This window comes from Streptomyces sp. NPDC004647, assembly GCF_040609575.1.
Classification (GTDB): domain Bacteria; phylum Actinomycetota; class Actinomycetes; order Streptomycetales; family Streptomycetaceae; genus Streptomyces.
The window spans coordinates 95,941-104,838 of sequence record NZ_JBEXKU010000018.1 but is presented as its reverse complement, the minus strand read 5'-3'; the positions used below and the strand labels follow the sequence as shown (position 1 = coordinate 104,838).

Annotated in this window: 6 protein-coding genes and 1 pseudogene; 4 read left to right on the top strand and 3 right to left on the bottom strand. The window is 71.2% G+C overall.

Features of this window, described 5'->3' with window-relative positions; all coding sequences use genetic code 11:
* Nucleotides 1-350: pseudogene (locus ABZW18_RS10960) on the bottom strand (hypothetical protein); the annotation flags it as partial.
* A 343-nt stretch (nucleotides 351-693) separates the two neighbouring features.
* Between ABZW18_RS10960 and ABZW18_RS10955 the strand changes: the two are divergent.
* Entirely contained in the window at nucleotides 694-1,611 is a 918-nt protein-coding gene (locus ABZW18_RS10955; RefSeq protein WP_356185166.1) for a carbohydrate kinase, read from the top strand.
* A 272-nt stretch (nucleotides 1,612-1,883) separates the two neighbouring features.
* Here the strand turns inward: ABZW18_RS10955 and uvrA are convergent, their stop codons facing one another.
* Nucleotides 1,884-4,952, bottom strand: coding sequence for an excinuclease ABC subunit UvrA (uvrA, locus tag ABZW18_RS10950; RefSeq protein ID WP_356185163.1), 3,069 nt, complete (start codon nucleotides 4,950-4,952; stop codon nucleotides 1,884-1,886).
* Between the two features lie 175 nt (nucleotides 4,953-5,127).
* Between uvrA and ABZW18_RS10945 the strand changes: the two genes are divergently transcribed.
* Together ABZW18_RS10945 and ABZW18_RS10940 are read left to right on the top strand one after the other, a co-directional pair.
* Nucleotides 5,128-5,844 carry a maleylpyruvate isomerase family mycothiol-dependent enzyme gene (locus tag ABZW18_RS10945; protein WP_356185160.1) on the top strand — a complete coding sequence of 239 codons (717 nt, stop codon included), beginning with the start codon at nucleotides 5,128-5,130 and terminating at the stop codon, nucleotides 5,842-5,844.
* A 4-nt stretch (nucleotides 5,845-5,848) separates the two neighbouring features.
* Entirely contained in the window at nucleotides 5,849-6,502 is a 654-nt protein-coding gene (locus tag ABZW18_RS10940) for an MBL fold metallo-hydrolase (RefSeq protein ID WP_356185157.1), read from the top strand.
* A gap of 322 nt (nucleotides 6,503-6,824) precedes the next feature.
* Here the strand turns inward: ABZW18_RS10940 and ABZW18_RS10935 are convergent, their stop codons facing one another.
* Nucleotides 6,825-7,043: a hypothetical protein gene (locus ABZW18_RS10935; protein WP_356185154.1), complete on the bottom strand. Its 219-nt coding sequence runs from the start codon at nucleotides 7,041-7,043 to the stop codon at nucleotides 6,825-6,827.
* Between the two features lie 558 nt (nucleotides 7,044-7,601).
* Here ABZW18_RS10935 and ABZW18_RS10930 point away from each other — a divergent pair.
* A complete protein-coding gene (locus ABZW18_RS10930) occupies nucleotides 7,602-8,891 on the top strand; it encodes an MFS transporter (RefSeq protein WP_356185171.1) in 1,290 nt (429 codons plus the stop codon).
* The last annotated feature ends 7 nt before the right edge of the window (nucleotides 8,892-8,898 follow it).

Genomic DNA, 8,898 nt, shown 5'->3' with positions numbered 1-8,898 from the left:
CGAGCCTGAGCCGGGGCATAGGCGCGAGCCTGAGCCTGCACGTGGGCGCGAGCCTGAGCCGGGGCATAGGCGCGAGCCTGAGCCTGCACGTGGGCGCGAGCCTGAGCCGGGGCATAGGCGCGAGCCTGAGCCTGCACGTGGGCCTGGGCGTGGCCCTGTATCTGCGGACCAACTGCGACCACAGCGGCGGCAAGAGCTCCGGCGGCGACCGCTCGGGCGGTGTTCGTCATGGCGGTCACGGACTCGGGCCCGAAGCACTCGCTGTTCGACATACCGGCTATGGCGCCCAGTTGAAGCAGTCGCTGGAGGGCTGCGGGCCCCGTGGACCCGGCCGCCGGTGGTGCCGTCACCGTAGAACATGTATGTGCCCGCCACCTGAGAACCGCGGGATACCACCCCGCCGGCCGACCACCGTTGATCTCGCTCCATACAGCCGGTGGACGCGAGCGGGTCCCTACGACCCGGCGCTCGAGCTGCGAAAACGTACGGCCGGCGCCAGGTGGTGTGCTCCCCCGGCCGCAGCGGCTCTGCCCTCGTCACCATGACGCCCTACGTGGTCACGGAGCGGATAGCCGGGGCGGCGGACCGGAAGCAGAGGTCCGGGGGGAGCGGCGACCCCGTCGGACCGGCTGTCAGAATCACCTCACTCGACTCGTGGACGCCGGGGAATCCCCGGGGAAAGGAATGCGGCTCGTGATCGTCGTAGCGGGAGAAGCCCTGATCGACCTCGTCCCCGGCCCGAGCACGGAAGGCGGCGGGCTTCCGGCGCTGCTGCCCCGGCGCGGAGGCGGCCCGTACAACACCGCGGTGGGACTGGGCCGGCTCGGCTCCCCCACCGCCTTCTGCTCACGGGTTTCGGAGGACGGTTTCGGGGAGGCCCTGCTGCGCGGGCTGCGCGCGGACGGTGTGGACACCAGCCTTGTGCAGCGCGGCCCGGAGCTGACCACGCTGGCGCTCGCCGCCATAGGCGCCGACGGTTCCGCGGGCTACGGCTTCTACGTCGAGGGCACCGCCGACCGCCTCTTCGAGCTCCCGGGTCCGCTGCCGGACGAGACGCGCGCGCTGTCGCTGGGCACCTGCTCGCTGGTGCTGGAGCCGGGGGCGGGGGCGTACGAGGAGCTGCTGCGGCGCGAAGCCGGGCGTGGGGTGTTCACCGCGCTGGACCCGAACATCCGGCCCCCGCTGATCCCCGACGCGGACGCCTACCGGGCCCGCTTCCGGTCCTGGCTGCCGTACACCGCGCTGCTGAAACTGTCCGCGGAGGACGCGGACTGGCTCGGCGGCACTCCGCGCGAGTGGCTGGCGGCCGGTCCCGGCGCCGTGGTGATCACCCATGGGGCGGACGGGCTCACGGTGTTGACGCGCGACGGCCACGAGTTCTCGGTGCGGGGCGAGCGGGTGGAGGTGGTGGACACCATCGGCGCCGGCGACACGGTCAACGCTGCGCTGCTGCATCGTCTCGCCGCGCACGACGCGCTCTCCCCCGCCGCGCTGGCCGCCCTCGGCGCCGAGGATTGGCGGGACATCCTCGGCTTCGCGGCCCGCGCGGCGGCGATCACCTGCTCCCGCGCGGGCGCCGATCTGCCGTACGCGGCCGAACTCGACGGCTAGGCGCGTTTCCGGACGCAGCGCCGTCCGCCCGGAGGGCAGGGCCCACGGCGTCCGGTGCGCGCGGTCGCACGGCGGTGGGGCACTCCCCCCGGCTACCGCTGGCTGGGGGTGCCCCCAGCGGTAGCCGGGGGAGGTCGCCCCGCACGCAGCGCGACGGCCCTCCGTACGAGCCCGCGCAGCCGAATGCCGCCCGCCGCCGCAGCGGACGGGCGGCATCGTCCCACCCCTGGGCCGGTGCTGCGGATCGCCGCCCCGGCCCGGCAGCCCTCAGCTCAGCTGCCCCGCGTCTTCGAGGACTTCTTCGCGGTCGCGGTCTTCTTCACCGCCGCGGCCGCGGACTTCTGCTTCCTCGCGTCGGCGGTCGTCGTCTTCGCGGCGACGGTCCGCTTGGCGGTCGCAGATTTCGCGGCGACCGTCTTCGCGGGCGCCTTCCTGGCCGCCGGAGCCTTCTTCACCGCGCTCTGTTTCCCGCTACGGGGCTGCGGAACCGCGTCGCTGACCCGCTCCCCCAGCAGATCCCGCAGGAACTTGCCGGTATGGCTCGCCGGGATCGAGGCGACCTCCTCGGGCGTGCCTTCCGCGACGACCAGACCGCCGCCGTTGCCGCCCTCCGGGCCCATGTCCACGACCCAGTCGGCTGTCTTGATCACATCGAGGTTGTGCTCAATGACGATCACGGTGTTGCCTTTGTCGACCAGTCCGGACAGCACATTGATCAACTTGCTGATGTCATCGAAGTGCAGACCGGTCGTGGGCTCGTCGAGCACGTAGACCGTCCGGCCCGTCGAGCGCTTCTGCAACTCGCTGGCCAGCTTGACGCGCTGCGCCTCACCACCGGAGAGCGTCGGCGCGGACTGCCCGAGGCGTACGTAGCCGAGACCGACCTCGTTGAGCGTCCGCAGGTGCCGGGCGATGGTCGGCACCGCCTCGAAGAAGCCGAGTGCCTCCTCGATCGGCATGTCCAGGACCTCGGCGATGCTCTTGCCCTTGTAGTGGACCTCCAGCGTCTCCCGGTTGTAACGCGCGCCGTGGCAGACCTCGCACGGCACATACACATCCGGCAGGAAGTTCATCTCGATCTTGATGGTGCCGTCGCCGGAGCAGTTCTCGCAGCGCCCGCCCTTGACGTTGAAGGAGAACCGGCCCGGCAGATAGCCGCGTACCTTCGCCTCCATCGTCTCCGCGAAGAGCCTGCGGACGTGGTCGAAGACACCGGTGTACGTGGCCGGGTTGGAGCGGGGCGTACGGCCGATCGGCGACTGGTCGACGTGCACGACCTTGTCGACGAGGTCGTCGCCCGCGACCCGCGTGTGCCGGCCGGGCACGGTCTTCGCACCCTGGAGCTCCCGCGCCAGGTGCGTATACAGAATGTCGTTGACCAGCGTCGATTTACCGGATCCCGAGACACCGGTGACGGCCGTGAACACCCCGAGCGGGAACGACACATCGATGTCCTGCAGGTTGTTCTCGCGGGCGCCGTGCACGGTCAGCCGCCGCTTGCCGTCCACCGGCCGGCGGATGTCCGGCGTCGGAATCGCCTTCTTCCCGGCCAGATACTGCCCGGTCATCGACTCCGTGTTGGTCAGCAGCTCCTTCAGCGGACCGCTGTGCACGACCTTGCCGCCGTGCTCGCCCGCACCGGGGCCGATGTCCACCACCCAGTCCGACGAATTGATCGTGTCCTCGTCGTGCTCCACGACGATCAGGGTGTTGCCGAGGTCCCGGAGGCGGACGAGTGTCTCGATCAGCCGGTGGTTGTCCCGCTGGTGCAGGCCGATCGACGGCTCGTCCAGCACGTACAGCACGCCGACCAGGCCGGAGCCGATCTGGGTGGCGAGCCGGATGCGCTGCGCCTCGCCGCCGGACAGTGTGCCCGCCGCCCGGTTCAGCGACAGATAGTCCAGGCCGACGTCGACCAGGAACCTCAGCCGCTCATTGACCTCCTTCAGCACACGCTCCGCGATGGTCTTCTCGCGCGCGGTGAGCTTCATGTCCCGCAGGAAGTCCGCGCATTCGCTGATCGACATCGCCGCGATCTCCGCGATCGAACTGCCCTGCACGGTGACCGCGAGCACGATCGGCTTGAGCCGGGTCCCGTCACAGGTCGGGCAGGGCACCTCGCGCATATAGCCCTCGAAGCGCTCCCGGCTGCTGTCGCTCTCCGCCTCCGAGTGCCGCCGCTTGACGAACGGCACCGCGCCCTCGAAGGAGGTGGTGTACGCGCGCTCCCGCCCGTAGCGGTTGCGGTACCGCACCTCGATCTGCGTCCGGTGGCCTTGCAGCAGGGCCTTCCTGGCACGCTGCGGCAGGCCTGCCCACGGGATGTCCGTACGGAATCCGAGCTCATCGGCGAGCGCGCCGACCAGCCGTCCGAAGTAGTCCTTGGTGTGCCCGTGCGACCAGGGGTTGATGGCGCCCTCGTCGAGCGACTTCTCCTCGTCGGGGACGATCAGCTCCGGGTCGACCTCCATGCGCGTGCCGATGCCGGTGCAGTCCGGGCAGGCGCCGAAGGGCGAGTTGAAGGAGAAGGAGCGCGGCTCCAGCTCCTCGAAGGACAGATCGTCGTACGGGCAGTAGAGGTGCTCGGAGTACATCCGCTCGCGCTGCGGGTCGTCCTCGTCGAGGTCCACGAAGTCCAGGATCACCATGCCGCCGGAGAGCCCGAGCGCGGTCTCGACGGAGTCCGTGAGCCGGCGCTTCGCGCTGTCCTTGACGGTGAGGCGGTCCACGACCACCTCGATGGTGTGCTTCTCCTGCTTCTTCAGCTTCGGCGGGTCGGACAGCTGGATCGTCGTGCCGTCCACCCGGGCCCGGCTGTAGCCCTTGGCCTGGAGGTCGGAGAAGAGGTCGGCGAACTCGCCCTTGCGCTCTCGCGCCAGTGGCGCCAGCACCTGGAAGCGGCTCCCCTCCTCCAGGCCCAGTACCTTGTCGACGATCGCCTGCGGCGACTGCCGGGCGATCGGGCGGCCGCACTCGGGGCAGTGCGGCTTGCCGATGCGGGCGAAGAGGAGCCGGAGGTAGTCGTAGACCTCGGTGATCGTGCCGACCGTCGAGCGCGGGTTGCGCGAGGTCGACTTCTGATCGATGGAGACCGCCGGGGACAGGCCCTCGATGAAGTCCACATCGGGCTTGTCCATCTGCCCCAGGAACTGACGGGCGTAGGAGGAGAGCGACTCGACGTACCGACGCTGCCCCTCGGCGAAGATCGTGTCGAACGCGAGGGAGGACTTGCCCGACCCCGACAGTCCGGTGAAGACGATGAGGGAGTCACGGGGGAGATCGAGCGAGACATTCTTGAGATTGTGCTCGCGAGCGCCACGGACGATGAGACGGTCGGCCACGCCGGTCGGCACCTTTCTTGAGAAGCGGTGGGATGCGCCGCACCCCGGTCCAGGGTATGGGCGGCGGCTGAGCGGTGTCCTACTGATGCCGAACCGAGCCTATAGCACGCACATTCGATTTACGGGCTTCCGTCGCCTCCTTCACCCGAACGTGTGGCGGCGATAGCGTCGGGTCATGACTGATCACGTGCAGGACGCGGCCGCCGTACAGGAGGCCACCGACCGGCTGATCGCGGCGGTGGGCAAGCTCGACGACGCGGCCGTACGCGCGCCCTCCCGGCTTCCGGGCTGGTCACGCGGCCATGTTCTCGCCCACCTGGCGCGCAATGCCGACGCTCTGGTGAACGTCCTCACCGCCGCACGCACCGGCACCCGCATCCCTATGTACGCGAGCGCCGAGGTCCGGGGCGCGGACATCGAGCGCGACGCCGACCGCCCGGTCGCCGCCCACATCGAGGACCTGCTCGCAAGCACCGAACGTTTCAACACCGCGGCCGCCGCACTTCATCCCGAGGCGTGGCAGCGGACAGTCGAGCTGCGCAACGGCGTCACCGACCGCGCCGACCGGGTGCTCTTCCGCCGGCTCGTGGAGATCGAACTGCACCACGTGGATCTCGGTATCGGCTGCGAGGTCGAGGATCTGCCGGCCTCCTTCGTGGACCGTGATCTGGACTACGTCGCGGGCGAGCGTTTCGCGGGCCGCTCCGACGTTCCGGCGCTGCTGCTGACCGCTGACGACGGCCGCAGCTGGCGTACGGGCCGGGACGGCGCCGAACCCACGGCGGTCAGCGGCTCCGCCGCCGCCCTGCTCGGCTGGCTCACGGGCCGGGCGGACGGTGCACGCCTCGATACGGGCGGGTCCGCCGTGCCCGCGCTGCCGCCGCTAGGCTGACGCCATGACGTACAGCGGAGTGGTAACGGTGGGCGGGCCCGCGGATGTGCACGAGCTGACGGACCTCATGATCTCGAAGGTCGCGGTCGGGCCCATGGAGAACAACGCCTATCTGCTGCGATGCAGAGCGACTGATGTGCAGCTGCTGATCGACGCGGCGAACGAGCCGCGGACGCTGCTGAATCTCATCGGCGACGGCGGCATCGCCTCGGTGGTCACCACCCACCAGCACGCCGACCACTGGCAGGCCCTGCCCGAGGTCGTCACCGCGACCGGCGCCCGCACCTATGCCGGCCGCCACGACGCCGCCGGCATCCCCGTCCCGACGGATGTCCTGGTCGACGACGGCGACACGATCCGGGTCGGCCGCGTCGAGCTCACCGCGCGCCACCTCGTCGGCCACACGCCGGGCAGCATCGCCCTGATCTACGACGACCCGCACGGCCACGCGCACGTCTTCACCGGCGACTGCCTCTTCCCGGGCGGTCCCGGGAAGACGACGAACCCGGAGGACTTCACATCGCTGATCGAGGGGCTGGAGACCAAGATCTTCGGTGCCCTTCCGGATGAGACGTGGGTCTATCCGGGCCATGGCAACGACACGACGCTCGGCAACGAGCGGCCGCACCTCGCGGAGTGGAAAGCCCGGGGCTGGTGATTGCGGCCCGGAGCTGGTGTTCGGCGGTGGCACCCCCGCGGGCTGGTGAGCCCGGCCCGGGGCTGGTGGTCCGGCGGGCGGTCCCCCGCGGGCTGGTGATCCGCTCCGGGGCTGCCACCCGACTCAGGCCCCTGGCCGCCCAACTCGGGCCCCTGTCGGTCGGGACGGGCACGCTTTCGGCGTCAACGCACGGCGGCAGGGCCCGGGTCGGGCTGACCCAGGCCCGGGTCGGGCTGACCGAGGCCGGGTCCGGCTGACCGAGGCCGGGTCGGGCTGACCGAAGAGGCCGTACAAGCCGCCGACAGGGGCACTTCTTCGGTTGTCAGGCCGCGTGCGGCGGGCCGTCGTCCTCCGGCTGGTAGCGGTCGGCGTACCGGTGGGCGGCTGCGGTCCGTGACCGCCACGGGGCGACCGGGGCCGAGCCGAAGCGGGCGGCATTCTGCTCAGCGGCTCCGGGGCTCTCGCTCGCGGGACCTGACGGCTCAACGCCACGGATCCGGGCCTCCATCCGGTCAGCGGCACTGAGCTTGAGATCACGCATGTCATCCTCCAGGGGATCGGACTTCGGGGGCGCCCTTCGGCGGTCGACCGCCTCGACCGTGAGGCGGCGCCGGTGGCGTCATTGATCTGTACGGCGGCGGCCCCGCGTCCGTTCAGCCGGGCCTGCTGGGGTGGCACGGGCGTGCCGGAAGCCCCTGGTGCCGCCGGAACCGTGGGCACGCGCGCGTGGCTGGGCTCCGGCAGATGCCGATCTCCGTACCCGCGCCCGCCCCTGCGCCCACGCCGCGTACCCGCCGCGATCAGGCGTTCGCCCAGGAGGAACAGACCCGCCAGCGCGCGGGCCTGGGGGGTGTCGCCGACGCAATCCCGCGGCCCGCCAATTGACCCGAAGCCCCGCCGCGGCGACCGGAGTACCGGCGTCGGGTCACCGGGCGTCGGAGCGTGGGCCGCGTCAGGCGTTGCGGAGAGGGCGTCGGCCGGTCCGCCCGGCTCCTCCCGGTCACCGCGCGAGCGCTCCCGCGCGCCCGGTGACCAGCGTGCGCAAGCGCTCGTTGAGCGCGGCGTGAAGGATCATAGCGACGCCCTCCGCCGCCCGTCGATGACTCGCCTGGCCGCGGCGTCACTCGTCGGCACCGCCATCGAGTTCTACGACTTCTTCGTCTACGGCACCGCTGCGGCCCTGGTCCTCGGGCCGCTCTTCTTCCCGGCCTTCTCGCCGCTCGCGGGCACTCTCGCCGCCTTCGGCACCTTCGGTATCGGCTTTCTCTCCCGCCCGCTCGGCTCGGTCCTCTTCGGGCACATCGGCGACCGCCATGGCCGCCGCCCGGTCCTGCTCGCCTCACTGCTGCTGACCGGTGTCGCGACCGTCGGCGTCGGCTGTGTGCCCACGTACGGGGCGATCGGGGCCGCCGCTCCCGTGCTGCTGCTGATCCTGCGTTTCCTCCAGGGGCTCGGTCTGGGCGGTGAGTGGGGAGGCGCGGTGCTGCTCACCGCCGAGCACGCGCCCGAGCGGCGGCGCGTGCTGTGGTCGAGCTTTCCGCAGATCGGGCCCTCGGTGGGCTTTCTGCTGGCGAACGGCGTGATGCTGGGGCTGTCGGCCACCCTGACGGAGGCCCAATTCCGTTCCTGGGGCTGGCGGGTTCCGTTCTGGGCGGCAGGGGTGCTGGCTCTGGCCGGGCTGCTGCTGCGTACCTCGCTCGCCGAGAGCCCGCAGTTCGAGGAACTGGCGCGGCGGGGCACACTGGCCCGCGTCCCACTGGCGGAAGTCGTCCGCGGCCACTGGCGGTTGGTCCTGCTGACGGCCGGAGCGCTCGCCGTCGGCTACGCCGTCTTCTACACGGTGACGACCTGGTCCCTCGCGTACGCCACCGAGAAGCTGGGCGTGAGCCGGACGGTGATGCTCGGCTGCATCATGGCGGCGGTGGCGGTCATGGGCACGTGCACGCCGCTGGCCGCGATGCTCGGCGACCGCTACGGCCGACGGCCGCTGTGCCTGGCGGGCTGCACGGCCGCGGCGCTGTGGATGGCCCCGATGATCGCGCTGCTGCGCACGGCGCAGCCGCTGTTGATGTTCCTCGGCTTCCTCGTCGCGCTGCTGGCCTTCATCACGATGTTCTCCGTCGTCGCGGCCTATCTGCCGGAGTTGTACGAACCGCGGATGCGCTGCACGGGCGCTGCCGTTGGCTACAACCTGGGCGGCGTCGTGGGTGGTGCGCTCACGCCGGTGGTCGCGACGGCGGTGGCTGTCGGTGACGGGCCGCCGTGGGGAGTTGCGGCGTATCTGACGGCGATCGCTCTGCTGAGCCTGGGCTGCTTCGCGCTGCTTCCCGAGACACGGCCCGCGGTGGCAGCGGATCATGCTGCCACCGGGGCGAGTGCTCCGGCCTGAGCCCAGC